The sequence below is a fragment of the Candidatus Sodalis endolongispinus genome (genome assembly GCF_018777395.1).
Lineage (GTDB): Bacteria > Pseudomonadota > Gammaproteobacteria > Enterobacterales > Enterobacteriaceae > Sodalis_B > Sodalis_B endolongispinus.
Genome location: NZ_JAFJYC010000002.1, coordinates 153206 through 178813, shown reverse-complemented (window position 1 = coordinate 178813; position 25608 = coordinate 153206). Strand labels below are relative to the sequence as shown.

21 protein-coding genes, 2 tRNA genes and 5 pseudogenes are annotated in these 25608 nt (G+C 50.8%); 10 read left to right on the top strand and 18 right to left on the bottom strand.

Translation table 11 applies throughout. From position 1 onward, the window contains the following. Positions 1 to 299: 299 nt before the first annotated feature. Together JZM24_RS14040 and otsB are read right to left on the bottom strand one after the other, a co-directional pair. Positions 300 to 1463 (bottom strand): trehalose-6-phosphate synthase, encoded by a 1164-nt coding sequence (locus JZM24_RS14040; RefSeq protein WP_446680069.1) that lies wholly within the window; start codon positions 1461 to 1463, stop codon positions 300 to 302. A 157-nt stretch (positions 1464 to 1620) separates the two neighbouring features. After that, positions 1621 to 2443 (bottom strand): annotated as a pseudogene (gene otsB / locus JZM24_RS14035) (trehalose-phosphatase). A 1144-nt stretch (positions 2444 to 3587) separates the two neighbouring features. Between otsB and rcsA the strand changes: the two are divergent. Continuing rightward, positions 3588 to 4220 carry a transcriptional regulator RcsA gene (gene rcsA / locus JZM24_RS14030; protein WP_215670421.1) on the top strand — a complete coding sequence of 211 codons (633 nt, stop codon included), beginning with the start codon at positions 3588 to 3590 and terminating at the stop codon, positions 4218 to 4220. A gap of 196 nt (positions 4221 to 4416) precedes the next feature. On the opposite strand, the gene dsrB is transcribed toward rcsA, so the two are convergent. After that, positions 4417 to 4623, bottom strand: a complete 207-nt coding sequence (dsrB, locus tag JZM24_RS14025) for a protein DsrB (RefSeq protein ID WP_215670420.1) — start codon at positions 4621 to 4623, stop codon at positions 4417 to 4419. A 262-nt stretch (positions 4624 to 4885) separates the two neighbouring features. Here dsrB and JZM24_RS14020 point away from each other — a divergent pair, with 262 nt between their 5' ends. From JZM24_RS14020 to JZM24_RS14005, 4 genes are all read left to right on the top strand, one after another. Beyond that, a complete protein-coding gene (locus JZM24_RS14020; RefSeq protein WP_215670418.1) occupies positions 4886 to 5119 on the top strand; it encodes a DUF2525 domain-containing protein in 234 nt (77 codons plus the stop codon). 489 nt (positions 5120 to 5608) lie between these two features. Next, a complete protein-coding gene (locus tag JZM24_RS14015) occupies positions 5609 to 6421 on the top strand; it encodes a mannosyl-3-phosphoglycerate phosphatase-related protein (RefSeq protein ID WP_215670416.1) in 813 nt (270 codons plus the stop codon). Between the two features lie 54 nt (positions 6422 to 6475). Next, positions 6476 to 7696 carry a glycosyltransferase family protein gene (locus tag JZM24_RS14010; RefSeq protein ID WP_215670414.1) on the top strand — a complete coding sequence of 407 codons (1221 nt, stop codon included), beginning with the start codon at positions 6476 to 6478 and terminating at the stop codon, positions 7694 to 7696. 141 nt (positions 7697 to 7837) lie between these two features. Beyond that, positions 7838 to 8227, top strand: a complete 390-nt coding sequence (locus JZM24_RS14005; protein ID WP_215670412.1) for a helix-turn-helix domain-containing protein — start codon at positions 7838 to 7840, stop codon at positions 8225 to 8227. A gap of 1449 nt (positions 8228 to 9676) precedes the next feature. Here JZM24_RS14005 and copM read toward each other — a convergent pair. From copM to JZM24_RS13950, 11 genes and pseudogenes are all read right to left on the bottom strand, one after another. Then, positions 9677 to 10057: a CopM family metallochaperone gene (gene copM, locus JZM24_RS14000; protein ID WP_215670409.1), complete on the bottom strand. Its 381-nt coding sequence runs from the start codon at positions 10055 to 10057 to the stop codon at positions 9677 to 9679. Between the two features lie 101 nt (positions 10058 to 10158). Then, a complete protein-coding gene (apbE, locus tag JZM24_RS13995; RefSeq protein WP_215670407.1) occupies positions 10159 to 11208 on the bottom strand; it encodes an FAD:protein FMN transferase ApbE in 1050 nt (349 codons plus the stop codon). 295 nt (positions 11209 to 11503) lie between these two features. Further along, positions 11504 to 11803 (bottom strand): hypothetical protein, encoded by a 300-nt coding sequence (locus tag JZM24_RS13990; RefSeq protein WP_215670405.1) that lies wholly within the window; start codon positions 11801 to 11803, stop codon positions 11504 to 11506. A 361-nt stretch (positions 11804 to 12164) separates the two neighbouring features. Then, a complete protein-coding gene (locus JZM24_RS13985) occupies positions 12165 to 12326 on the bottom strand; it encodes a YqaE/Pmp3 family membrane protein (protein ID WP_011410983.1) in 162 nt (53 codons plus the stop codon). 152 nt (positions 12327 to 12478) lie between these two features. Beyond that, positions 12479 to 12643, bottom strand: a complete 165-nt coding sequence (locus tag JZM24_RS13980) for a con-10 family general stress protein (RefSeq protein ID WP_215670402.1) — start codon at positions 12641 to 12643, stop codon at positions 12479 to 12481. A gap of 307 nt (positions 12644 to 12950) precedes the next feature. Then, positions 12951 to 13844: an aromatic amino acid DMT transporter YddG gene (gene yddG, locus JZM24_RS13975; RefSeq protein ID WP_220098921.1), complete on the bottom strand. Its 894-nt coding sequence runs from the start codon at positions 13842 to 13844 to the stop codon at positions 12951 to 12953. Between the two features lie 75 nt (positions 13845 to 13919). Continuing rightward, positions 13920 to 14568, bottom strand: a pseudogene (locus JZM24_RS13970) (zinc-binding metallopeptidase family protein). Between the two features lie 196 nt (positions 14569 to 14764). Then, positions 14765 to 14926, bottom strand: coding sequence for a hypothetical protein (locus JZM24_RS13965; protein WP_215670400.1), 162 nt, complete (start codon positions 14924 to 14926; stop codon positions 14765 to 14767). Between the two features lie 250 nt (positions 14927 to 15176). Further along, on the bottom strand, positions 15177 to 15554 hold the full coding sequence (locus JZM24_RS13960; RefSeq protein ID WP_215670398.1) for a DUF6515 family protein: 378 nt from the start codon (positions 15552 to 15554) through the stop codon (positions 15177 to 15179). Positions 15555 to 15814: 260 nt separating this feature from the next. Then, positions 15815 to 16036, bottom strand: coding sequence for a YgdI/YgdR family lipoprotein (locus tag JZM24_RS13955; RefSeq protein WP_215670396.1), 222 nt, complete (start codon positions 16034 to 16036; stop codon positions 15815 to 15817). Positions 16037 to 16454: 418 nt separating this feature from the next. Then, positions 16455 to 17363, bottom strand: a complete 909-nt coding sequence (locus tag JZM24_RS13950; protein WP_215670394.1) for a cation diffusion facilitator family transporter — start codon at positions 17361 to 17363, stop codon at positions 16455 to 16457. Between the two features lie 750 nt (positions 17364 to 18113). On the opposite strand from JZM24_RS13950, the pseudogene JZM24_RS13945 reads away from it, so the two are divergent. Then, positions 18114 to 18466 (top strand): annotated as a pseudogene (locus JZM24_RS13945) (DUF1090 domain-containing protein). A gap of 366 nt (positions 18467 to 18832) precedes the next feature. Here JZM24_RS13945 and JZM24_RS13935 read toward each other — a convergent pair. Together JZM24_RS13935 and JZM24_RS13930 are read right to left on the bottom strand one after the other, a co-directional pair. After that, complete coding sequence (locus JZM24_RS13935; protein WP_215670390.1) at positions 18833 to 19072, bottom strand: hypothetical protein; 240 nt, start codon at positions 19070 to 19072, stop codon at positions 18833 to 18835. Between the two features lie 1058 nt (positions 19073 to 20130). After that, positions 20131 to 21338 (bottom strand): annotated as a pseudogene (locus JZM24_RS13930) (IS3 family transposase). 307 nt (positions 21339 to 21645) lie between these two features. On the opposite strand from JZM24_RS13930, the gene JZM24_RS13925 reads away from it, so the two are divergent. Both JZM24_RS13925 and JZM24_RS13920 read left to right on the top strand, forming a co-directional pair. Beyond that, positions 21646 to 22089: a glycosyltransferase family 25 protein gene (locus tag JZM24_RS13925; RefSeq protein WP_215670388.1), complete on the top strand. Its 444-nt coding sequence runs from the start codon at positions 21646 to 21648 to the stop codon at positions 22087 to 22089. Beyond that, complete coding sequence (locus JZM24_RS13920; RefSeq protein ID WP_215670386.1) at positions 22067 to 22384, top strand: glycosyltransferase family protein; 318 nt, start codon at positions 22067 to 22069, stop codon at positions 22382 to 22384. The genes JZM24_RS13925 and JZM24_RS13920 overlap by 23 nt, the downstream gene beginning before the upstream one ends. Before the next feature lie 979 nt (positions 22385 to 23363). Here the strand turns inward: JZM24_RS13920 and JZM24_RS13915 are convergent. Beyond that, positions 23364 to 23450: transfer RNA gene (locus tag JZM24_RS13915), tRNA-Ser, on the bottom strand. A 92-nt stretch (positions 23451 to 23542) separates the two neighbouring features. Between JZM24_RS13915 and mtfA the strand changes: the two genes are divergently transcribed. After that, on the top strand, positions 23543 to 24340 hold the full coding sequence (gene mtfA, locus JZM24_RS13910) for a DgsA anti-repressor MtfA (RefSeq protein WP_215671201.1): 798 nt from the start codon (positions 23543 to 23545) through the stop codon (positions 24338 to 24340). Between the two features lie 186 nt (positions 24341 to 24526). Next, positions 24527 to 24602 (top strand) — tRNA-Asn (locus tag JZM24_RS13905). Between the two features lie 98 nt (positions 24603 to 24700). On the opposite strand, the pseudogene JZM24_RS13900 reads toward JZM24_RS13905, so the two are convergent. Next, a pseudogene (locus JZM24_RS13900) lies at positions 24701 to 25608 on the bottom strand (ArdC family protein).

Below are 25608 nucleotides of genomic sequence, written 5' to 3'. Positions count from 1 at the left end.
CCAGACAGGGCTGACGGCGATAACGCCGAGGCCGATAGCACAGCGGTGTTGCAGCGATTACTTAGGGGTCAATGGTGCCGTGGCGTGACAACGATAACGCAGGAACGATAGCGCCGTGGCGTGGCAGTGAACACCTAGGATCGAAAGCGCCGTGATGTAGCAGCGATAACACCAGGGTCGATAGCGCAGTGACCGCCCCAGTGGCCCCTCCCCCCGAGAAGCCTCATCCTGACCTAAACCAGGATGAGGTTGATGATTATCGCGTGGCGTTGGAGATGGTCTTGCCGGCAACCTCAGCTTTAGAAGGGATTTTTTAAATCGGTCAGGAATGACTGACGCCAATGCAAGATATCGTTTTTCTTGATGACCGCGATCATTTCCTGGTAACGCACTTTACGCTCGCTGAGCGGCATACTGAGCGCCTTATCCAGCGCAGCGGCAACCCCGTCGCGATCGTAAGGATTGACCAGCAGCGCCGAGGTCAGTTCATTGGCCGCGCCGGCAAAACGCGATAAGATCAGCACGCCGGGATCATTGGGGTTTTGAGAAGCGACATACTCCTTGGCGACCAAATTCATACCGTCGCGCAGCGGCGTCACCAGCCCCACCTCACAATGGCGGAAGATTTTCATCAGCAGACTGCGTTCATGATGTTGATTGAGGTAAAACAGCGGCGTCCATTCCAAGGTAGAAAAGTGGCCATTAATACGTCCGGCTTCGGTCTCCAGCTCGTGGCGGATATCCTGATACGCCTGCACATCGCCGCGCGACGTCGGTGCAATCTGGAAATAACGGATTTTACCCCGGTGCTGTGGGTAGTTCTCCAGTAGCGTCTCGTAGGCCTGAAAGCGCTCCGTTAACCCCTTGGAATAATCAAGCCTGTCAACGCTGATAATCAGCTGACCGTTCATCTTATCGCGCAAATGGGCCAGTTTGGGGGGTAACGGGCCTTCCGCCAGTTCGCGGATACTTTCCGGCTCGACGCCGATGGGGTAGACCCGCGCCGTTACCGGCTTGTTGTAGGCCTTAATACGATCATCATCCAGATCTTCGACTGTTGTGACCAACGCCAGGTTTTCAATGAACGCCTGACGATCGCTTTCCGCCTGAAAGCCCAATAGATCATATTCGCACAGCTTTTCTAACAGCTCTTTACGCGGGGGCAACGCATTGAAGATCTCGGAGGTGGGAAAGGGAATATGCAGGAAGAAACCGATACGGTTTTTCATGCCCAATTTGCGGCAATCGGCGGCAAAGGGCAATAAATGATAATAATGTATCCAGAGAATATCATCGTCATTTACCAGCGGCTTGAGACGCTCCGCCAGCATTTCATTGACCCGGCAATAGCCATCATAATCTTCACGCTGATATTGCACTAAATCCAGGCGGTAATGAAAAGCGGGCCAGATAACGGTGTTAGAAAAATTGAGATAATATTGATCATACTCGCTTTGCTTCAAACTAAATGCGGCAAAGGTAATGTTATCTTGCTGGTTTTTTTCAAGTGGCTCATCTTCTTAGCTTATTTTGCCATTCCAGACAAACCATAACCCGCCCTGATCTTTAAGAGAATCCATAATGCCGACGGCCAAACCACCGGCGCTTTCCTTCTTACCTTCAATAGCCGCTATTCGATTTGATACTACCACTAGGCGACTCATAAACCCTCCCCAACCGAGTTTTTGGTTTTAATAAATTGATTTTTTGTTGTTTTGCCAATGTCAGGAGCCATTGGTGTACCTGGTTCACATCGTCCAGATGATAACGGGCAACCGTACTACCGGGTCCGACTTTAATTGTAATTCCCTGTAACGCATTAACTTGCTCAAAGCCGGCTTCATCGGTGAGATCGTCACCAATGAACAACGGCGTGCGTCCGGCAAAGGGCGTTTCCAGCATAAATGCCGCTATCGCCGCGCCTTTATCCACGCCGACGGGCTTAAGCTCCACCACACATTTACCGGTCTGTAACACCAGTTCGGGATATCGTTTTACTACATCCTGCGCCAGCGCCAGTAATCTCTCCTGGTGTTGTTGCCCCTGGCGATAGTGCAGCGCGAACGCCAACCCTTTCTCTTCGAGGTGGCATCCGTCAAACGCGGCGACAGCCTGTTTAAGCTCCTGCGCTAATGCGGTTGCGAGTGGCGCTGGCAATGTCACGCGATGTAAATCGCCGCGGGCGTCGCGCCGCACCATGAACCCCAGCAGCAGGCCCGTGCAGCGGCGCGCTCAGGGTATCCAGCTCCGCGACCGGCCTGCCTGACAACAGCGCCAGGGCACCGTCAGCAGCGGTGGAAAGTTCACATAACGCCTGTTTGATATCTGCAGGTATAGTGACCCATTCAGGCCGTGTTTCAATGCCGGCGAGCGTTCCATCCACGTCAAAAAACCAGGCGGTATCCGCTAACATTATCGGGGGTATTGAATCACTTGGTGTCATACCTTTTTATCCTCATTATGTCCCGCTCACGCGCGCTCTTGGTGGCGCATCGTCCAAAATTTCATTGCTATGCCTACGTCGGGCTGCCCTGACATACCATCGTGAAAGCGGATTTCTTAGGAGTGCAAGAATATGAAGTGGATCCTGGTTTTGGTCATGCTCCTTAAGATGTGCTTTGCCGGCACCCGGCTTTCATTGTTCCGGTACCTTCGACACGCGAAACAATAGGTCGTCTGTCGCTTGGTTCTGGAACCGCCTGAGTCAGGGCTGCGGCGGTGATAGCATAATGAGTATAGTCAGGAAAACCCACTCTGTCATAACCGCGCCAGGGACCTTATCCAGCGTACACCCGTTTATTCTTAACATAAAAACAACTGACGGATCACAATTTTATCCTGCAGTCGCCGAAATTTAGCCTGAAAGCGAAAGGCGCTAAAACAGCCCCCCAGGCCGACAGCAGCCCTTATGGCCAATCAGGGCAGCATGCCTGCAGCCAAGGCTACCGTTTTTCATACGCTCTAACACGGTAATGCGACGCATTCGTGCTCCAGGTCAAGTCAATTAATCTTAAGCCACAAATCTGCCGTGGCCGGCAGAGGATTTACAATTCTCTACGGGCGAAGGTACCGCTAGCACAAAAAATCGGCAAAAGCGGAGTGCAACGGGTAATCTTTTAACCTGTTTCAACATAATTAGCTGATAAATATCTAAAAAACTTTACTGCAAAAACGTTACAAATCATTTCCATGCTTACAGTGAGGTCAAAAAACGCCTGCAAAAATTAATGAATTTTTCTTATGTATAATTAGCAAAATATGATTTATAATTAAAATAATCAACAGGCTAATAACTGGTTACCTCAAAGGTTGGGCGAGTTTCTTCCCCGTGCCGGCGCAGCAAAATCCGGGCGTTCCCCTCGCTGCTGGCGGCATTGGCGCTTTGCCGATTTGTTAAGAAATGGTATTTGATAAGACACCTTAAGAGTTGTCTGAAAAAAATATCGTTGATTAAGATCACACATTGTGGTTAAAACATTTGCTATGGCTACAAAAAAATAATCAAAAGTACAGAAGTGTTGTGAGGCTTTTGAGCATTTTATTGTTGAGTAAAACGGATAAACGAATCAGGTGGGTGAGGGTACGCTATGGCAACGATTATTATGGACTCATGCAGTTATACCCGACTAGGGTTGACTGGTTTTTTGACCGACACAGGGGTAAAGCGTCGAAATATCAATACGGTAAATGACATTGCACAACTTCAGGCGCGATGCGATAAACTTAAGCCGGCAGTCGTGTTTATCAATGAAGAATGCTTTATAAATGAACCTGATGCTACAGGTAGAATTAAGCGCGTTATTACGGCTCATCCTGAAACGCTTTTTTTCATTTTTATGGCGATGACCAATATCCATTTTGAAGACTACCTGTTTGTGCGCAAAAATCTCATCATAACTTCAAAATCGATTAAGCCCGCCACGCTCAATTCACTCATCGCGGGATGCTGTAAAAACCGCGTGACTGAGCACGCGCATTTAACGGGCCTGGACATCAACCCTGTCCGCCTGAGCCAGACCGAATCGCATATGTTGCGGATGTGGATGTCAGGTCAAGATACGATCCAGATATCTGACAGTATGCAGATTAAAGCCAAGACGGTTTCATCGCATAAATGCAACATCAAACGCAAAATTAAGACCCATAATAAGCAGGTGATTTATCATGTCGTCCGTTTGACCGAAACCGTCACCTCTGGCATTTTTGTCAACGCGCGCTAAAAAGGCAGCTTAGGTTACTTTCGCCGGCACGGCACCGCGACAATAATGGCGGTGTTCCTGCCAGCGGCGCTGTTTTATCCTGGCAGGCACATATAATGTCGGTGTTCCTGCCGGCGGCGCTGTTTTATCCTGGCAGGCACATATAATGTCGGTGTTCCTGCCGGCGGCGCTGTTTTATCCTGGCAGGCACAGAGGACTATTTTGTTTGCGTTTCGCCCGCATGTGGTTCGACAAAAATCCCATCGGGTGAACTTACCTCATTGAAAAACCGAATGCCGGTAGGATAATCATCAAGCGAAACCAGATACATGACCCTCTCGCTAAACTCTTCCACCGCCAGAATAGTGCCTTCCCGACGTGGCCCACCGTCCGTTTTGACTGTTACCCGATCATGCAATTTCATGTTTATCCTCATTACGACACACTTAGGGGTAGTATAAATGCACTCTTCCCTCAGCCGCCAGCAAGATTGTGATAAAGGATGCACACAGTGTCGGCCGGCATTGCGTTCACGATCTGAGTGCCCCGAAAGGCTGCTCCTCCTGCTTTCTTTCTGCCGTCGGTAGCTGCTCGTCGCATACGGTGCGGACGCGCCGTTGCGCGGGCCGCGGTAATCTCCGCTATACTGATAGGGTCTTTTTCGTACTCTCTATGGGGGGACTGCTATGGCTTCCGCCAAAGAATATAACAAACACATGAAACGTGAGATAAGCATCGACGTAGCGTCGTTGCTAAATGCCGTCGCCGACATTACCGGCGAGACGGTGCAAGAGCACGCGGATAATAAAGAGGCGCACATGGTGACCGTGCAGTGGCGGCAATACACCACATTCGGCGAGCTGGCGGAGGCATTTGCACTGGATATTCGCGATTTTACCGTCAATGAAGTCAATAATTGATCGCAGGGTGTGAATATAAAAAAATCCCCGGTCAAACAGACCGGGGAAGCATACATACCGCCTTGGCGGGATGAATTTCAAAGTTCGTTACACTAGGAAATCATATTACCTTCCTCATATTATACAGTTCCTAATAATTGGCAAGTAACGTTACGTTTGTTTTTGTATCTGCTTAACTTCCAGGCCGGTTACCCTGAGCAAAAACGCGGCCGGAGCGAACCATCAAAACGTCACAATTCGTTGTATATTATCAATATTTTAATAAACCTTCAGCGTTGTTCGCCTCACCTGCAGATGATTCCATCTGGCCTGCAATTAGGAGCATTCCGATAAACCATAAACACGATTTTAGTTTCTGGTTAACATTTGTCCGCTCAACAACCGTTCAAATGACCATTTATTCCCATAGATTAATAAGCCATCGTATATACTGATTGGCTGAAGAGGCGACCGCGTGGACGCCAAGATCTGTAACAGGCGGAGAACAGCATGCCGAGCTTAACTGACCCCTTATTGGTGATTACCGATTTAGACGGTTCTTTACTGGATCACCATACCTATAGCTGGCAGCCTGCCGCGCCCTGGCTGGCGAAATTGAAAGCCAAAGAAATACCAATTGTTATTTGTTCGAGTAAAACGACGGTTGAAATCGTTGCGCTGCAGGCGCAACTGGGACTGATTGGCTCACCGTTCATTGCTGAAAATGGCGCGGCTCTACAGCTGGACGCACGCTGGCCAAACGCACAGGCATCAGCCGGTAACTTTACCGGTAAAGATTACATCAGCCTGCGTGCGGTAATGACCCGCCTGCGCGAGGCACACGGCTATAAATTCTTTGGTTTTGGTGACGTGACCGCAAACGAAGTTGCGGAATGGACCGGTCTTAGCTTGAAAGAAGCGCAGTTGGCCAAAACCCGCGAAGCCTCGGAAGCTCTCATCTGGCGCGATACCGATGACAGACTCGCCGCTTTCGCCGCCGAGCTGGCGGCCGAGGATTTGGCCATCACCGAGGGCGGCAGATTTTACCACGTCATGTCGCGCGGCAGCGGCAAAGGCGCGGCGGTACGCTGGCTTGTCAGTCAATACCACCAGCACGACGGCAGGGCATGGCAAACCCTGGGCCTGGGAGACGGTCCAAATGATAGTTCTATGCTTGAGGAGGTGGATTTTGCCGTGATTATCCGCGGTTACAGTAAAACGCCGGTTGCATTGTCCACAACGCACCCGGCAATTTATCGCACCCACGCCTTTGGACCGGAGGGTTGGCGGGAAGGTCTGGACCACTTCATTACCGAGGCGTGATTAAGGTCATACCCATAACAATTTAATAAAAACCACAGCCATTGGGGGTTTTTTATGAGCGATTTTCACCAAAACGGAATTATTGCCAATTTCCATAATCTATCCGGGCGGAAAGTGGAAGAATTGGAGGCCGAACTCATAGGCTTTTCCCGTAAACGAAAGATGGGACTGATCCTTCCTTCGCTCTTCTCCGAACTGGAAGGACCGTCGCTGACCCACATTATCGATGAATTGGCGCGCGTGCCTTATCTGGAAGAGATAGTGATCGGTCTTGATCGCGCCGACCGTGATCAATTCCTCCACGCCCGCGAGTTTTTTTCCCGCCTGCCGCAACACCATCGTATCCTGTGGAACGATGGACCACGGCTAAAAGCTATCGATGCGGAACTGGAAAAGGAAGGGCTTTCTCCCAACGAGCCGGGCAAAGGCCGTAATGTCTGGTTTTGTACGGGTTATACGCTGGCATCGGATCGTACCATGGCGGTTGCGCTGCACGACTGCGATATTGTTACCTATGAGCTCGGCATGCTTGCGCGTTTACTTTACCCGGTAGTACACCCCAGCTTTAGCTACGAATTTTGTAAAGGGTTTTACGCCCGAGTCGCCAATGGCAAAATGAACGGCCTCGTAGTGCGTTTGTTGGTGGGGCCGTTGTTGCGCTCGTTGGAAAATGTATATGGTCATTATGAATATCTGGAATACCTCAACAGTTTCCGTTATCCCTTATCTGGCGAATTCGCGATGCGCACCCTGGTAATGCACGATATGAAAATCCCCGGTGATTGGGGTCTAGAGATCGGCCTGCTGTCGGAAATCTACCGCAATTACTCGCCCAATCACATTTGTCAGGTTGAGATCGCCGATAATTACGATCATAAACATCAGCCGCTGGCGGAAGAGGATGGTTCAGGGGGGCTGAAACGGATGAGCAACGATATTATCCAATCCCTCTATCGTAAATTGGCGACCATGGGCGTCAATCTTACCAGTGATTCTTTCCGGGTACTAAAAGCGACCTATTATCGTAACGCATTGGATATATTGGAATTTTACCATCATGATGCTATCATGAACGGCTTGAGCTTTGACCAGCACAGTGAAGAAGCGGCGGTGGAATTGTTTATGCAATGTATTCTTGACGCCGGCCATGCGTTTATTGAACGGCCGAACGATAAGCCTTTCATCCCAAGCTGGAGCCGCGTGCAATCCGCCTTTCCAGATATCATGCAGCGTATCTATGATGCGGTCGAAAAAGACAATAAAGGGAATGTCTGACGCTTGCCGCTGTAACGTCGGCCGGGTAACCGGCCATTGTTGTTCATTCTGCACACCCGGCCGCGGCTGATGACTTTGGGGCGAGATTCGCTTCAGGTTCACCTCACGGCGTAGCAGGCAGTAAACCGGACCAAACCCGCTATGCGCGAATTAAAACCTAATGAACCGCTGGTGGCCGCCATTGCAGACTGGATTGAGGATCATTTGGACCGCGATATCGCTTTACCGGAAATCGCCACGCGTTCAGGTTATTCCGTCTGGCATATGCAAGGAATTTTTCGCGCCACCACCGGCATGGCTATCGGCCGCTACATCCGCGAATGGAAATTAACCGAAGCCGTCCACCGGCTACGCCATTCAGACGAGCACATACTGGATATTGCGGTGTCTTATGGTTTTAATTCCCAATCGCAATTTACCACGCTATTTAAAAAATATTTTGGCATCACCCCGCAGACATGCCGTAACGAACTCGCACTGCCTCTGACGCCGTCGTTACGTTATCGGTTTCCCAGCGAGCCTCCTCGTTAGCGCGACGTTGTAGCAGGCAGTCTTCCTGAGTTTGTTCGGGGTGCGTTGCGCGAAGGTATATCAATACATTACCCTTTCCTTGACGACCCCGTTTCGCCCGCGGCCGCCGTTGAGTGATGTTCCATAGCTTCGATGTTGGCCATCCGGTGCCAACGACAGCGGCTGCGCCGTTAACTACCCTGAGCCTGCAGCAGCGGCTGCGCCACAAACCATCCAGTGCCTGCAGCAGCGGCAGCGCTCAGGTCCATGCCGCTGTCAAACGGTGAAATTTGCCCCCGCTGAATCAATAAAACAAATTGATATAATTGAATAAAAAAAGAACTTTTATGAATAGCATTTGATGGCGATTAGCGTACTATAATCCAGTAGTAGAAAATTTCCCTGGTGTAACTTGAGGTCGTTTAGCCCGCCTAAGGCGGGCTTTTTTTACGATAGCATTTTGCCATATTTATTGATTTAATAATTATCTATCATGATCTTAATTTCATATTTGACACCTACCCTCTCAGCGCATGCGACGCCTGGCCGCCCCTTCTCGACCCCCTTTAGCTCATTTCATACCGCGTTGAACATGATTACATACTCTTCATCCCTTCCCGAGGCAAGAAAACCCCCGGAAAAAAAATGAAGCAAAAGTTTAATAAAAATAAACAGAACACCGCCCGAATACGATGATGATCACCTGCCAGATTGGCGTGCTGCCCGCTGCCGTGGCTCAAGACGTTGTCTCTTTTCCTGCTCGCGCGCAGAGGTTCAACGTAGGGGATGGCGGTCGCTCCACCTCCGGCGATGCGGTCGGCCAGACAAGCCGCCGGGACCACAAGCCTGCGAAGGCGTCACAAAACGGCTATAGCAGCCGTGTTAAGGAAGATAAGGCAACACGGCTGTCGATCTGGGAGCACGGATGAAAATGGCTACGACAACCGCCATGGGATCGGTTGCAATGAGGTGAAATAGGGTTGGGAGGACAGGTATGCCTGCGGCTGAAGGGCCATAAGCCCCGCAGGTCGGGTCAAACTGTGGCTCAAGAGGACCATCAAGGCGCGGGCTAGCGCTGACAGGCACAAAATCAGCATCACAACAGCGCCGATAGGCCACCGTTCACCCTTAGCCAGTAAGCCCGTTAACCGTTAGTCTTTGCCTTGGCGTTAGCCTTGGCGTTAGCCTTGGCGTTAGCCTTAGCCTTAGCCTTAGCCTTAGCCTTGGCGTTAGCCTTAGCCTTAGCCTTAGCCTTAGCCTTAGCCTTAGCCTTAGCCTTAGCCTTAGCCTTAGCCTTAGCCTTAGCCTTAGCCTTAGCCTTAGCCTTAGCCTTAGCCTTAGCCTTAGCCTTAGCCTTAGCCTTAGCCTTAGCCTTAGCCTTAGCCTTAGCCTTAGCCTTAGCCTTAGCCTTAGCCTTAGCCTTAGCCTTAGCCTTTAAGACAAACTCGTCGACCGACAGGTGTCAAGGGGCTATTTTTTCTGGCCGTGCTCCGCCAACCACTGCTGCATGGTCGCGATTTCGGCTTTCTGCGCGCTGATGACATTTTCCGCCATCTTGCGCATGGCCGGATCTTTACCGTATTTAAGTTCGACTTCCGCCATATTGATTGCCCCCTGATGATGGGGGATCATCCCTTGGGCGAAAGCCACGTCCGGATCGGCGGCTTTCACGCCGGCACTCATATCGCCGTGCATGTTTTTCATCGAATCCAAGTAAGCTTTACTGGCAGCGGAAAGCGTTCCTTGATCATTTTCTGCATTCATGCCGGCCATCTCATGGTGCGCATCAGCGGCGCTGGCCACTAATGGCGCTATCAACAGTAACAGCGGAAAGAAAGGATATTTACCCATCGTTTTCTCCTTAAGTGTCGTTTCCTGAAGGTCAAGCCTGTTGAGGATTACCGAGCGCAGGGCCATTGTCAAGGCAGGGTTATCGTCCCAGGCCCGCGATGTTAAGCGCCCTTATCACTCTGCGAAATGATGAAGGAGGAAAACTGCGGTGACATCCAGGTAGTAAACCCTTGCTCGGTTTTGGTAATCAAAAACACCGCCAAGCCTTCTTGCAGCGCCAATTGCTTGGCTTTTTCGGTGCCAAGCACCATTAAACAGGTATCCCAACCGTCTGCTTCCAGCGCCGTTGTAGCAATAACTGTTGCCGAAACCAGTTTGTGATCTATCGGCCGACCGGTGACAGGATCAATGACATGGCTTATGCGCTTACCCTCAAGCTCATAGTAGTTCCTATAGCTGCCGGAGGTGCTGATACCGTGTCCCTGTAGATCCACGACAGCCTCCGCCGCCACGGATTCATCCGTCGCGTGCTGGATAGCCACTCGCCAAGGCTGCTGGCTGGAAGACACACCACGGGTCAACACCGCGCCGCCTACCGATACCAGATAGCGGGTAATGCCTCGCTGCTCCAACAAGGCAGCCAGGTGGTCGGTGGCATACCCCTCACCGACGGTGGAAAGGTCGACATACATATCGGGCACCGATTTTTGCAGCCACTGCCCATTACTGGTTTCAATAAGCCGCAGATGCCCCAGCCCAACGCGTGCGCGTGCGCTTTCGATTTGCTGAGCGTCCGGTGTCTTTGTCGGTTGTTTTTCCGGGCCAAATCCCCACAGGTTCACCAGTGGTCCAATGGTAATGTCCATCGCGCCGCCTGTTTTCGCGCCAATACGCAATGCGGTAGAGACAATATCCGCAATGCCGGTGGTAATCGGCTGTGGGTCGGTGCCGCGATAACGGTTAAATCGCGATAAAATCGTATCGTCTTGCCAAGTGGAAATCTGGTGATTATCCTCGGCCAATTGCTGCTCAATCGCGCCATTCAGGCCCGTCAAGGCTGCCGCGGGCGGGTTCGCCACCAGCACACGATAATAGGTGCCCATGGTTTTCCCTTCGGCGCGCCAAAGCGGCGCCTGATCCGATGGTGTGGCGCCGTCGCATCCCCCGAGCAACATCAATGTTGCCAGTATTACCCCTGTCAATCTGGTCATAGCATATCCTTTAACAGCCAATATCGCCGCCCAAAGTACCAAAGGCTGGGGCTTATTCCGGCGGCATAAAACGGTCCATATGCTGCCTGAGTCAACGCGTAAAATCCATGCCCGGGCCGAATAGGGAATAGGTAACGTTTACAGGCGTGGTGTCAGCGTCAAAAATGCCGCCCGTCTTTCCCTGACGGTATTCAGGCATGGTGAAGGGTCGGGGCGACCTGGAAAGAGGGGTAGCGCATCAGCCGGCAGCGGGGTGTCGGACGGTGGCCGCGCCAACACCCTCCGACAGCAATCCTCATAGCCCTGAATGCGGATTGCCCTGAGCATAGTTGAACATTCGCTGCACCACTTCATCCGCGCCTTTGATAACCTCGTAAAGATGCCGGTCGCTGCGATTTACCGCCTGGGAATAGGCGATTTCATGAGCTTCATCCACCATGGTAATGATCCGGTCGCGGGTTTGGGGATCGAGATTACCCAGGATGGTGGTCAACACCACCTGATAGGCATGAGACGTCACCGTAAGTTGACGTTCCCGCGCCTCGAGCGCTTCGATACGGTCCAACAGGACCTGATAGTGGGGATCGTTCGCCATAATGATTTCCCTTGCGTGACAAAAAAACAGCCGGACCAGGATGATTACCTTAACGGTCGACGGTCAATAAGGCCGCTTGGGCTCGCGTCAGCGATGTTTGCTGTCCGAGGCAAAACCCTTCGATCTTCGCGGCCCCGCAGTCTTCATATCATCATAGGTCCGTTCATACTGACAAATAAAGTCCCGACCGCACCACCCCGCCCTGACGCCGGCCGGCGTGGCGCGAGCGCCCCCGTTTGTCGCCTGATTATTATGAGTATAGACAATTCAGGCGTTACGCCGGACGGGGTGCCGGTCTGCGATATATTGGCGCGAGAATAACCCTGCCGAAGCAAAGCTATTACTAAAGAGTGAAGAAGGATTAACGGCGGCTGGCGATCACCCAGACGGCATGGACAATGCCCGGAATATAGCCCAGTAGCGTGAGTAAAATATTTAGCCAAAATGCGCCGCGAAAACCCACTTCCATAAAAACGCCTACCGGCGGTAAGAGAATAGCAAAAATGACTTTAACGAAATCCATATCTACTCCTGATGAACAGTCTTTCCCAGGACGAGAATCGACAAATGTGACGACCGAAAGCGCAGGGGAAGGTGGAAATAGCTTCACCGCCAGACGGTGCTGGCGGTGTTATTGCCTTGGAAAGTCGGCGTTATCTGCCGTAAAGGACGGCTTTATTTCACTTTATGCATGCCGCCTTTTTTGCCTGCCTCAGAGGCTTTTTTCGGGTCATTTTTGAAGCCGCCGCTACCGCTCTGTTGACCCCCTTTCTTACCCGCTTCAGACGCTTTTTGTTTATCTTCAGCAAAATTTCCGGAACCGCTGCGATGTTCAGCCATAATAGCCTCCATTAATGATCATGACAGAGTGTCATAAGCAACAACCCGTGTTGTGCTTTGATATTGACAACGGGATCTATCGCGTCATCAATGCTGAAAGCGTAGTCAGCCGTTCATTCTTTCGCCAGAGGGGCGATAGCGCGAGATGGCGATAAACGCAATAGGCATATGATTGGAAAAGAATTAACCTTTGGCTATTAACTTATGGCCTAAACAAAACCCCTGTCTTACCTTTGCTCTATCTATTTAATGAGTTCTGGCGTGCCAGCGCTAACCGCCGGCGCTGCACGACTTTCCTCCGGGCGTATCACGCACGGCGGGTAAACCACCAGAAAATAAGCGACCCCGCGCAGACCATTACGACCCCCTGCCAAAACGCGGGGGTTAAGTCGACGCCTAACCATAGACTGGCGAATGCAGCTGATAACACGGGCGTAAAATAAGATGCGGTGGCTAAAAGCGTCATATTGCCCTGTATAATGCCGATGTTCCATGCGGCGTAAGCCGCGCCCATGATGGCGTCGGTGACTAACAGCTGGAGGACGACCGTACTCGTGAATACCAGTGCCGCTTCATGGCTAAATCCGTATTTCAGCCACAACAGTAAGGAAGTGGTTAAAGAGAACAATGCCACGCCATTTTTGCCGCCGGCGTATTTCCGTGTCACATTACAATAGAGCGCCCAAATGATGGCCCCGCAAAACGCGAGACTATAGCTCAACGGATTTTGCCTGATATTGTGCAGCATATGTAACGGCGTCCAGGTCCCGTCGCCGCACATTAACCACCCAATGCCGAAGAGAGAAAGCAATAACCCGGCATACACCGCAAGTCCGCCGCGCTGGCCGTTCATCATGATTGCCAGCATCACGGTTAAACAAGGCCACAAATAGTTGATCATGCCCAATTCAATCGCCTGGCCACGATCGCTGGCATAGCCCAGCGACAACGCCAGGCAAATTTCATACACCGCAAACAGTAGACCGCCCCAGAAAAAATAACTGCGGGAACAGCCGCGCAGTTTTGGCCAGCCAATAAGCAGCAATAAAAACACCGTGCTTACGCTATAAAGCATCGCAGCACCGACAGATGCGCCTAGCGCTTCACTGATGTCGCGAATAAGTGCGACGCTGGTGCTCCAAAGTAAAATCGCCGCGCCTCCTAACAAAGTGGCGCTATTACGCGAAATAACGAGTGGCATGATACGACGGGTTTCCTCTTCTACCTGTTTACTGTCGCCCGTGCCTGATGCTGCGAACGGCGGGCCAATGACCGCTTATTGTTGTGTAGCGGCAAGCAGGCAAATGTGTCGGGTCAGCAAATAACGGCTAACAAAGGCGCTGACGGGTAAAAAACTCAAAGCGTAAATGAAAATTATGGGCGCCGGTAAAATAGTCAGGGATAAAAATCCCTTTAGCAGACAGCGCCGCACCGTCGGTGCCGCCGCGCATGGGAATGATTTTGGGCACAACCGCCAGTGCCGCCAACGCCTGCAATAGCAAATCAATGGCGCGTCGGTATTCGCCTGGCGCATTACTGTAGACGTCGTTTAGGGTGACCGTGACATTCCCATCAGGATAGCGCCTGCCTAATTCAGCGGCAACCGCGAGGGTCTGCTGTTGGCGATCGTGAAACGCTTGCAGGTCAAAATCGGGCACCGCCGGGGAAAACCTGGCCAGATGCGCGATGAAACCGATACAGAGCGCACCGGGCCGATTACCCGGTTTGACCCCTGTGACCGTGGCCTGCTTGTCGATGACGACGTCATCCAGACCGAGTAATGTTAACTTCCGGGTCATCATAGCAGCAAGTTGCTGTTGTCCGTGGGGACGGGTCAACTTACTGGCCGCCGTATCGCCTTGCGACGTCACCGCCAAATAGCGGCAAAAACGGCGGATCAACTGACTTTCGATCGCATCAGACATGGTGGCATCCTTGGGCATAACGGCTTAAATCAGACGTAGTGCATATTAACGCCTGCAGGCATAGTAATCGGTTTTGCCTGCGCGAACCACCCTTTGTCCGGGCAGCCCGTTATCGAGGCGGAGCCTGCCTATTTCAGTCCTGATTTCAGCTCTTTTTCCATCATCACCCATTTAATGCAACCACGTAGCACGCTGATTAGGACGTAAACAAAAAAGTGAGCAGACCTGCAAAGTTGATCACCGGCGTGTCGAATAGCCAATAAACCAGCAACAAAAACGCGACGGCGCTAGTGACGCCCCAGCCCAGTAAGCTGCGAATCAAAATATAGTGAAGAAAGCCCTTCTGACGGGTTTTCATCCAGCGCTCTCGGCGAGACTTTTTATATGTCCTCACCTGACCTCCCAGAGACCCGTCACGGTTCAAGCGCCGTGTGGCGGGAAATGCCCTTTTAATTGTTATGTAATTTTAATGCATATTCAGGGCGACGCCAGGCGGGTAACAATAAGTTTTCAGCATTTAGCGCGAGCAGAAAAAAGGCCTGCCGCCGGCAGGCCTTTCCAGGGAGATGAGAACATCACAGACCCGGTGGACGGGGAACTTCCAGATACTATCCGTCAATATTACGACGATAATAATGCCCCTGAATCACATAGAAGCGTTCGCCGTTCATGTCCACTACGGTCATGTTGCTATTATTACCGGCGACCACATAACGTGGCGGCGGCGATGGCGGTTCAACCACCACATATTGGTCATTTTGCCGCTGGTAATAAATCCCATTCAGCACGTAATAGGTCAGACCGGCGATTAACACGGTTTCCGCCGCGCCGGGCAGGAAGGGGAAGCGTGCTCCGCGACCGGGTCCAGGACCATGCCAGCCCGGGCCGCCAAAACCGGGGCCGCCGTGGTAACCACCAGGACCGGCAATCACCGCCGCCGGCGCCATCAGGCTGGCGGATAACAGCAGTACCAGTAATTTTCTCATATTGCACCTATCAACCCTGTCATTACATTTATAAAAGCGCCAATCTCCCCATTAAGCAAGGCGTTTTACGCATCTTTAGTCGATGATTACGCATTCCTAACTCTCTGGTCATATTTTATTGCAATTAGGCCGTTCGAGAGGTTCACCGCCTCGCGAAAGTTTGGACCAAACTAATAAACACCCACCGCCGCCCGGTATTATTACCAAAAAAACCCCGCTGGCAGCGGGGATGATTACGACGAGCAGGGGTCTGCCCGAGATTATTTGATTTCTACCATTTCTTTCACATCTGTTCTGGCTATTTGCTGTTTCGTACCATTGGCATCTTCATAACTGATCATCCCGGTCTGATCGTCAACCTTGGGCTTGCCATCACTGACGATAGTCCTGCCATCATTAGTGTGCATGGCGTAGTTGCTTGAGCAGCCGGCGATAAAGGCTGAAAGAATCACCGCTGAACACACAGAAAAGACTTTCTTCATAACCAACTCCTTTTTGTTAGACATAACACTATTTTAGCGCAAACTCGTGGTATCGCTAACTTTTTGCCTAAGGAGTGACCGATTATTTTAAAACAATGCCTTAAATCGAGATATTTTCCGGCGTTTCATGAAAGTGAAACGACAGTCCTATCCCTTTAGTTTGCAGCGCCAGACAATAAGCGACGAGGGCGAACCAACGCCCCGTCTGCTACTGTGGCTAAGGCTATAATATTGATTAATATTTGAAAATAAATAATTAGCCTTTCTCATTTGTTCGCACTGCCGTTAGATGTTAGCTTCATTAGGTCATCCCGCTCCGGTGATGACGAAAGTGATGTTGGGCACCCACGGTTTTTTCAGTGGGTGTTTTTTTTACCCATAAAAACGTAAACCCGGGGCGTTGGTTACGCCTAAGGCACTATTTAATCAGATCGTCAAGACGTTCATCGGCGATCCCGGCCGGCTCCAGGTGAGCGGAAACCTCAGCCGCAGAGAATAATGCCTTCACCGCCGCTTCAGCTTGATCACAAATAGCGTGCCCTGCGTCGACGGTCAACTGCCCGTCCACTTCCACATGCAGCTCCACGAAAACCCGATCGCCCCCGTTGCGGGTGCGCAGGTCATGCCCCCATTCCACTCCGGGACAACTCAGCGCCGCAACGGTAATACGCCGGCGATCGGCGCCATCCAATTCACGATCGAGCAATTGCAGCATTGCTGACTGGATCATGCCGCGCGCATTCCATACCATATAGCAGGAAATCGCCAGCGCGCCGCTGGCGTCTGCCCGGACCCAGCCAAACTGGTTTTCAAGGACCAGCGCGCACAGCACCGCAAGATTAAGCGCGATATCGGTAATGTAATGCGCACGATCGGCGGCAATCGCCGTCGAGTGGGTATATTTCACCACTAAAGTCTGCATGGTCACCAGTAGGCTGGCGCACAGGGTGCTGGCAACGATCACGACGATACCAAGCTGCTGCGCGGCAAGCGCCTGGGGTGTCAAAAGACGGCTAATGGACTCTATACCCAGCGCAACCCCCGCCGCCGCCAGCAGCAGTGCCTGCACGAATGCGGCAATGGCTTCCGCTTTACCATGACCGAAACGATGGCCGCGATCCGCCGGTCGCTGAGCATAATAGACTCCCACCAGCGTAACTATCGACGCCAATACATCCACCAAACCGTCCGCCGCCGAAGTCAGTAATGCAATGGAGCCGGTTTCCAGCCACGCCCAAATTTTGATGCAGACCAGTGTCAACGCGACGCCAAGCGATACCAGGGACGCAAGGCGCGTCAGGCTTTTTTTAGACAGCTTAGCAATCATGATGCTTAATCCAGATGATAATCATTTACCTTAAACGTTCAAAAATATTAAAATCTATATGTTTATTATGTGAGTTTGAGATTTTAAAAAACAGCTTTTTTTCGCTAATAAGAAATTGAAAGGTCGAAATAACCACCTCGGCGGTTCTGCATCACTCTGGAAAATATTAAAACAACCCCATAATGACTATTATCCTCCTTTATACCAACGGCACCACGGATAGGGCCAACAGAACGCTGCATGCAGATTTTCAGCACGGCCGCTTACCACTTTTAGACGAATAATTGTGACACATCATCAGCATCTATCACTGGCGTGATAAAAAACGCCTGCTTATATTTATGCTATTTTCTAGTTTTGACCGCGCCCGGAGGGTTCATTAGCTAAAAAAGAATTGTTCTCATCCGTTTATCTCATGCTTTCGTCATGGCAGTGACCTCGCATATTACTCTGTCCAACTTTTCCTGAACCCAGGACCACCTCGCGAATACCCTGAGTCACTAATCAGTCGGGCTTGTGACGACATTTAAGTTCAACTCGAATTATTCTCAATACGACGTTTTTGGCAGATTACCTGCGATTAAGTTCATCGTAGACTACCCATTACGATTTATTGTTCGTATTCAGCGCTGCGTCACTTTTTTGCGCCGCCGAGGACGCGTGACATATTTCCCCCAACCGTTAACTCTGGTAAAGTTAGACTAAATTTATTATGCATACATTTATCTTTTACCTTGAAAAGGATCGCCGATGAAATCGACACTCTCTTATCTTACGCTTATTGGTTTTATGCTGGCTTCTCCTAGCCAAAATGCACTGGCGGCAAGCGGCTGCGCGGCCAAACAACAGTCAGTACAAAGGCAACTTTCTCAAGCCCGCGCCCAGGGCAATACAGCGCGTGCAGAAGGTCTGGAGAAAGCGATGTCTGAAATAACCGCCCATTGTCGCGATGATAAGCTGCAGGCAGACCGTCAACGCCACGTCGCCGATAAAAAAGTAAACTGGCGCAACGACAACGCGAACTAGCGCAGGACCAACAAACGGGAAATAGCGATAAAATTAGCAAAAAACAAAAAAAGTTGCACGCGCTGAGCAAGAACTGACGGAAGCACAATCTGCCTTAACGCAGTAAGCTCGCACCCAGGCAAGGGAACGACAATCAGTCAACGACCGTGGCGCGATGGCGAAAGCCGGCAAAAGCATATTCTTTTTACCGGCACCGGGAATATAACGTATTGTCCGACCCTTTTACCACACCGCCGTTCACGCCATTTTTGTCGCTTCTTACATCCGGTATCTAAAACGAATACCGCAGGGGAGATCGCGCTGCGATAAAGCCACGCCGGCCCCCGGGTAACCTCTAGACGAATGTTTTACCTATTGTTGTAATGGGCGTTTGATTTGTGGCAGACGAATTGCTTTTACTCCCCTGACCGTCGCAGCAATCTGCTCAGTGCGGCATATAGCGCTTATTCATTATCATCCTCTACGGTGACTCCCGTATTTTTGACAATAGCGGACAACTCGCGATTTATTGCATCCATCCATTCTTGACTATTCATTTCAGGGGCGACGTTCCCTTTCTGGGCATTATCGCCCACCAACGCACTCAGTTTTTTCATGGCGATATCCTGGCTTGGGCGCTGACGTTTTCGTCCGCACCGTTTATTCCCGCCGTAATGCTTACGCGAAACAGTGTCGCTAATCATTACGATGTCAAATACGTCAAACTACTAAAGATAATTCTGAATATTCCCCCGTCCATCCTTGTTCTGCGGCAGTTTTAGCTACTTCAGGCGCGATTGAATAACCCTCGTCGATAGGGCAACATTACGCATTGTCGAAGACCATCTATTCTAACGATTAATACTTTTGATTCTTTTATAAGGTAAAGCTGATGGCTCATAGGTTAAAAGTACTCACTTTACCGACCTTATGCGGTAGCACCCATTAAAAGTGACACTGAGACCGTATCATTTTTATTAATTAATTGAAGCAAATAATTTTAGATCATCGTTCGATTCTATCGGAAACCCCAGCCTATTCATAGCGGAGAGAAGCGATCTGGCAGCATTTTTTCGATCGTCAGAGGATAACTATTAAACGGAATGTGGCCATTGTCAATACATTTCCCCCAACCCTGAAGATTTATTGCTTAAGGAAATGTCTTCGTGGCCGTTGGGCCAATATTATCCACAAGAAATCACGGATCGCTATCAGAAAAATCCTTTATTCTCGCAAATTTTAATTTGTTCGAATTGTCCTGGCGCTGATATTGCATAAGGGTCAGTAACCCACCCACATGAATATAACAATAAAATAATTAATTTCAAAATAAATTTTCACATCTTATATTTTGCGATGTAGCGTCATGTCAGCGTCGCCCGTTAGGCTGCTATGTTAACGCTTTCACCCCTCGACGTGATAAAAAAAGGAACCCGCACAATATCGCTTTAATGGACGTGTGGCCGTTAGACTGCCGGGAATTGCTCATTTATTAGTACATTAATAATGTTCAGTTTCAGGAGAGCGGGTGCAATGACGCTTCAGTGCATTCGCAAAGATCGTCCAAGCGGGAAACCCCTTTCAATGCAGAGAATAGCTGGCTTCAGGTCATGCTAAGAACCCATCACTGCGCACGGCTCAGTCGACTGCGGGTCCCGGCTGTATCCTGAATCTCATCGTCGCAGAAAAATATCATATTTATTTTGATTACAAGCAATTATATAGTGATCTTGCCCCGCCATCTCCGTACAGCTTTTGTATCTTAAGTTAACGAAGCCCGCTGCCGCCGGTATTCTCTCGGAGAGTGATATCCCAGCGCGCTGTGCGGATGGTTTTCATTGTAATGCGTGAACGCTGCTGCAAGGTTTCGCAGGGCTGTTCTCGCATCCGGTTTTGGCATGAACTCGATATAGTCTTCCTTCATCGTCTTCACGAACCGTTCGGCCATGCCATTGCTCTGCGGGCTGCTCACCGCTGTTGTGCAGGGCTCCAGATCCAGTTCTCTGGCGAACCTCTGCGTTTCATGCGCGGTATACGCTGAACCGTTGTCCGTCAACCACTGCACCGCTGTATCGGGTAACCTGTCGCCGAAGCGCTTTTCTACCGACATCAGCATCACATCCTGCACGGTCGAACTGTCGTAGCCTCCAGTGCTCGCAGCCCAGTCTATGGCCTCTCTGTCGCAGCAGTCCAGTGCGAAGGTGACCCGCAGTTTTTCACCGTTGTCGCAGCCGAACTCGAAGCCATCTGAACACCAGCGCATATCGCTTTCTGCCACCGCGATCCTGCCCTTATGCTCACGCCTCGGCCGCTCTGGTTTTCAATGTAATAACAGCAGGTTATGCTCACACATGATCCTGTAAAGTCGTTTCGCATTTACCGGCGGCAGTCCCTCTGCGCGACGTTGTTTACGCAGGATGCCCCACACCCGCCGATAGCCGTAGCTGGGCATATCGCTGATGATGTCGAGGATGTCCGACAGTATTTCAGCGTCTGCTTCGTCATTACGCCGGTTACAGCGCCTGTCCTGCCAGTCGGCAGAACGCTTAATCCGCAGTGACAGCGGCGCACGCGACACGCTCATGGCGCGGCTGACCTGTGCTATTCCCCGGCCTTTGGCAACAAGGGCGCGTGCGCTATCCATTTTCGTGACTGGCCGTACTCCACGGCTTCTTTTAGGATCTCAACCTCCATCGTCTTCTTACCCAGAAGGCGCTGGAGCTCCCGGACCTGCTTCAATGCAGCTGCAAGCTCAGAGGCAGGAACAACGTCCTCCCCGGCAGCCACGGCGGTGAGGCTGCCTTCCTGATATTGCTTTTTCCACTTAAACAGCAGGCTGGGCTGGATACCGTGCAGTCGTGCGAGATGGGAGACATTCATGCCGGGCTCCATCCTCTGCTGAATAATGGCCATTTTTTCCTGAGGAGTTTTACGTTTACGGACTTCTTGACCTAACAGGATCCCGGTCATATCAAAATTGGCGTTAGTGTTAGACATATATTCAAGCCTATCTCTTATCTGGAGATACAGCTACTGTCTGGTGTTTCAGGGGGATAAATCAATATTGCCGATACATACGTGAATTTCTCGCCAGCGCACAAGATTTGCTGGTATTATTTACAACGAGTTTAGCATCAAAAAAATCATGTGAACAGGATCATGCGATTCAATTGCTTCGCAAGAAAAATATAAAACAAATAATTGATTTACACAACACCTTAGTTTTTATAGCAAGATAGCGCTGCGCACCATTTATAATTCACATCATGGAAAAGGCGTGAAAGTTTTTATCATCAATCTGAAAGAATCGGTAAAGCGCCGTCAATGTATTGAATATCAATGTCGACGTTACTCTCTGGATTATGAGTTTATCGACGCCGTGAATGGTCACCTTCTCAGCGGCGAGGACACTGTAAAGCATACACGTGAAATCAACTACGCCACCCGTCCGGGTGAAATAGGCTGTGCTCTTAGCCATATTCATATCTATCGCCTCATTGATGAGCGAGGCCTGGAACAAGCACTGATCCTGGAGGATGATGCCAAACTTACACCGGAAGCCATGCCGATTATTCGCCATATCGCTTTGCACAATGATCCCAATCGCCCGTTGCTGACGCTACTCACGACCTGCCATCAATACTTGAAGAAGCCCAAACATGTACTGAATACCACGCATAGCCTGCACAAAGTCATCGATGACGCACGGTTATGTCATTAATCGCGCAGCTGCGCGCAACATGGCGGCGGCGCTGTATCCGGTATGGATGGTGGCCGACAAATCTTCACTTTTCCAGGACTACTCGTTATGTCAGGTTCGCGCCGTGGTACCACCGGTCATTTTGCATAGTATTCATGCCGGTCAGTCAGACATTAGTACCAGTCCAAAACCTATTGCAACTCGCCTTGCCATCTGGCAAACCCTAATAGATCAAATGCCCTGGCGGGTGAAATACAAACATTTGCTTTGGCGCATCCTGGTTAGGCCATTTTTATCCATCGTCAAACAGCAATAAACCGCCTCGTTCCTTAATATATCGTCGCCGTCAAGACATCAGCGCAGCGAAAGTAGCGCTTGAGCGTGGGTATTCGGCAGCTAAGGAAAGTTAAGACTGCGGCCGCAGCCAAACAAGGCCTTTAACAAGACGCCATGACTTGTGCATCGCGCACTATCAGCCACTTTTGGGCGTCATGGCCAACGCATTCCCTATCATTAGGTCATCTGTTTTAGGTCAATGTGCTTGACTGTAAGTGCAGACAATAAGAGAAGAATGACATTACGCACTTTGGAACTATTTGAGAATAGCGGTGTAGAGCCTGCAGAAAACATGCCCCCCGTATCGGTTTAGTAACCGAGCAATTGTTTTGCATGCAAAAACTGAGTAAGCATGTTGAGGAAAACACATGGTTTCCCTTTTTTGCTATGACAGTGGGTAACATAATCAGGTTCAGTACCTTTTTTGTTTCGGAGGTCTATACATCCATTCGATTGGAAAAGATTGGCAAAACCAGGCATTGCCGCGCCAGTGTCATGACTGGGGTCAAGTGGGATTAAGCCGCAGATGATTACGGCGAAGCTGCCTTATGAGATGTCCAATGCGTCATTGGCGTGGACCAACATCAGCGTGTTAAGCACTTTTGTTGCAGTCTCTCAACACGCGCGCTTTCAATAACGCCACGTTCACACCTCAAGGCTATTCCATTGCACGCAAAATAGGGCGCCGGTAAACACCAGAATGATCCCTGGATGGGCGCCAGACGGGTTGATCCTCACCACCGCACCGATAGTGTTACCGTTGACGTTTGTGCGCCACCCTTTGATAATGGGTTATAAGTATCGAGTATCACTTTTACCGGGTTTGCCACAGACCTTCAGGATGCATTATCAGCCTGCAACGAGTTGATATCAGTTGGCATTTTCTGGGCGGAGGTTGTCAGAAATTCTCAGCGGGGTAAAATTGGAGTAATGTTAGTTTATAATCTATGGAAGAATGACGGAGAGACAGGGATTTGAACCCTGGGAAGGATCGCTTCTTCAACGGTTTTCGAGACCGTCCCGTTCAGCCGCTCCGGCACCTCTCCTTTTTTGCGTCTGCTATCATGCCCTGTTTTGCGGCATTTTAACAGTATTAATCCGTCCCCAGGATTCAAGTGACGACTTATCGAGCAACATGATGATCAAATGGCCATGTCAAACGACGCATTCCGCCAGCTCAGATGAAACGGACTGGGATCGGGCGGCGTTGATTCCGTTATTGACGCCGCTCTCGACCGATGAGCGGCAAAAATTAGTCATTCTGGCAAAGAAATTTTTGCGACAGAAAAAACTGGTCCCCTTACAGGAACTGGTATTGGATGCACAGCAGCAGGCACGGATCGCGTTATTATTTTCTTTGCCGGTGCTTGAGCTCGGGCTGGAATGGCTCGATGGCTTTCATGAGGTGCTGATCTACCCGGCGCCGTTCGTGGTCGCGGATAGCTGGCAGGATGATTTTGGCCTGGTGCATCAAGGTGAGGTCGTGCATTCCGGGCAAAGCTGGGATCAAGGACCGGTGGTATTGAACTGGCTCGAAATTCAGGACTCGTTCGATTTGTCAGGTTTCAATCTGATCATTCATGAAACCGCTCACAAACTCGATTTACGTAACGCAGGCGTCGTGAACGGCATTCCCCTCATTCCGCTGCGCGAGGTCGCCCGCTGGGAGCAACTGTTGCATGGCGCCATGGTGGACCTGCAGGATGAAGTGGAGCAAGTCGGCGAAGACGCGGCCAGCATGGATACCTATGCCGCCAGCGATCCTGCGGAGTGTTTTGCCGTTTTGTCGGAGTACTTCTTTATCTCTCCCGAACTGCTGGCGGAGCGGTTTGCCGAACTTTACCGCTGTTTTGTCCATTTTTACCGCCAGGATCCGCTGGCGCGGCTCACGGCCCTGCACGCCGTCCGAGCACAGGATGCGCGCGGCATGACTTAGACGCCTGATCGTGACAACCCACATCCCTGAAACGGGCGCATCCGCGGGGCCGCAGCGGCGCGTAACGTCGGTATCAGGCGCTGAAAATCACTCATTCGGCTAAGCCTTGCGCAATCGCGCCGTTTCATACGGTTATCCGTTGACACCCCATCGGTGTCCCGCTATGATTCGCTCCGCCCTCGCGATTCCTCTGTAGTTCAGTCGGTAGAACGGCGGACTGTTAATCCGTATGTCACTGGTTCGAGTCCAGTCAGAGGAGCCAAATTTAGAAAAGCCCGCTCAGGGAAACCTGAGCGGGCTTTTTGTTTTGGCGTCACGCGACCTGACGCAGCGCTTATCCATCAAATAACAAGGCGCTTTTCATGCCGCACTGGCGGCCTTGTAAACACAGCGTTTGTGGTTTTTCCGTGCCTCAGCCAGAGGAGCAATACAGCTTTCGTGTTGGACCTCTGCGACAATTCCCAGCTCCGCCATCAGGAACGCGCTTCCCAGCTCGGCGATGAACTCTTCAAAAGCATAATCCTCACTGCAATTTGCCTTTCATCTCGCGATTGAGACGGCTTTTACCACCACTCCAGTGCACTAGCTCATGCACCCTAGTGGCGTATAAATTGGCGGCATCAGAAAAGGTAACGCTCCGACAGCCCGACTTCATCGGTTGAGGGCCGGGAAAAGGCGTTTTGTCCTTTCTCAATGATGTTTGCGCCGCTCTTCCAGAACAGATTTTCAGCCTCCAGCAACGGGTCAAAGGTTGCTTCCGGGCTGACTGTTTCAGTTGTCAGTGGAACGTCATCAATTTGTTCAACATTAAACACATTGAAGGTTTTCAGCATCGGTATCTGGTCGATTTCACCGTCTTCGTTTTCCTTCCCTTAGGTTGTATAGAAAATGGCCGCCGTGCCGTGCTCGCCTTTGCGAACCTGCCCACCGACTGCCTGTGCTTGTTTATAGGTCATTCAGCGTGTATCACCAAAGCCCTGTTTTGACGCGTTGCACCACAACAGTATGATATTCATTCCGCTATACGCGATACCGGTTGCGAAGTTGGAAGGCAAAACAGACATGCCGGATACACGCTGCCATGGGCAGGACCACGGTTTTACACCGGCTTAAAGCGCTGCAATGATGTTGTCGGTGACGGTCTGATAAATATCTCTTCTGGTTTTAGACAATTTCGTTTTTGAGGAGCCTGACTACTCCAGCGGGGATACGCTGGTCGCCGCTGCGGTGTTAGGGGCGCTTGTCCGGGGGTGATCTTGCCCCGCCAT

Coding starts and splice junctions, on each gene's coding strand:
- rcsA (WP_215670421.1), top strand. CDS start 3,588: ATGGCAACGATTATTATGGACTCATGCAGTTATACCCGACTAGGGTTG.
- dsrB (WP_215670420.1), bottom strand. CDS start 4,623: ATGAAATTGCATGATCGGGTAACAGTCAAAACGGACGGTGGGCCACGT.
- JZM24_RS14020 (WP_215670418.1), top strand. CDS start 4,886: ATGGCTTCCGCCAAAGAATATAACAAACACATGAAACGTGAGATAAGC.
- JZM24_RS14015 (WP_215670416.1), top strand. CDS start 5,609: ATGCCGAGCTTAACTGACCCCTTATTGGTGATTACCGATTTAGACGGT.
- JZM24_RS14010 (WP_215670414.1), top strand. CDS start 6,476: ATGAGCGATTTTCACCAAAACGGAATTATTGCCAATTTCCATAATCTA.
- JZM24_RS14005 (WP_215670412.1), top strand. CDS start 7,838: ATGCGCGAATTAAAACCTAATGAACCGCTGGTGGCCGCCATTGCAGAC.
- copM (WP_215670409.1), bottom strand. CDS start 10,057: ATGGGTAAATATCCTTTCTTTCCGCTGTTACTGTTGATAGCGCCATTA.
- apbE (WP_215670407.1), bottom strand. CDS start 11,208: ATGACCAGATTGACAGGGGTAATACTGGCAACATTGATGTTGCTCGGG.
- JZM24_RS13990 (WP_215670405.1), bottom strand. CDS start 11,803: ATGGCGAACGATCCCCACTATCAGGTCCTGTTGGACCGTATCGAAGCG.
- JZM24_RS13985 (WP_011410983.1), bottom strand. CDS start 12,326: ATGGATTTCGTTAAAGTCATTTTTGCTATTCTCTTACCGCCGGTAGGC.
- JZM24_RS13980 (WP_215670402.1), bottom strand. CDS start 12,643: ATGGCTGAACATCGCAGCGGTTCCGGAAATTTTGCTGAAGATAAACAA.
- yddG (WP_220098921.1), bottom strand. CDS start 13,844: ATGCCACTCGTTATTTCGCGTAATAGCGCCACTTTGTTAGGAGGCGCG.
- JZM24_RS13965 (WP_215670400.1), bottom strand. CDS start 14,926: ATGAAAACCCGTCAGAAGGGCTTTCTTCACTATATTTTGATTCGCAGC.
- JZM24_RS13960 (WP_215670398.1), bottom strand. CDS start 15,554: ATGAGAAAATTACTGGTACTGCTGTTATCCGCCAGCCTGATGGCGCCG.
- JZM24_RS13955 (WP_215670396.1), bottom strand. CDS start 16,036: ATGAAGAAAGTCTTTTCTGTGTGTTCAGCGGTGATTCTTTCAGCCTTT.
- JZM24_RS13950 (WP_215670394.1), bottom strand. CDS start 17,363: ATGATTGCTAAGCTGTCTAAAAAAAGCCTGACGCGCCTTGCGTCCCTG.
- JZM24_RS13935 (WP_215670390.1), bottom strand. CDS start 19,072: ATGATTAGCGACACTGTTTCGCGTAAGCATTACGGCGGGAATAAACGG.
- JZM24_RS13920 (WP_215670386.1), top strand. CDS start 22,067: ATGACGCACGGTTATGTCATTAATCGCGCAGCTGCGCGCAACATGGCG.
- mtfA (WP_215671201.1), top strand. CDS start 23,543: ATGATCAAATGGCCATGTCAAACGACGCATTCCGCCAGCTCAGATGAA.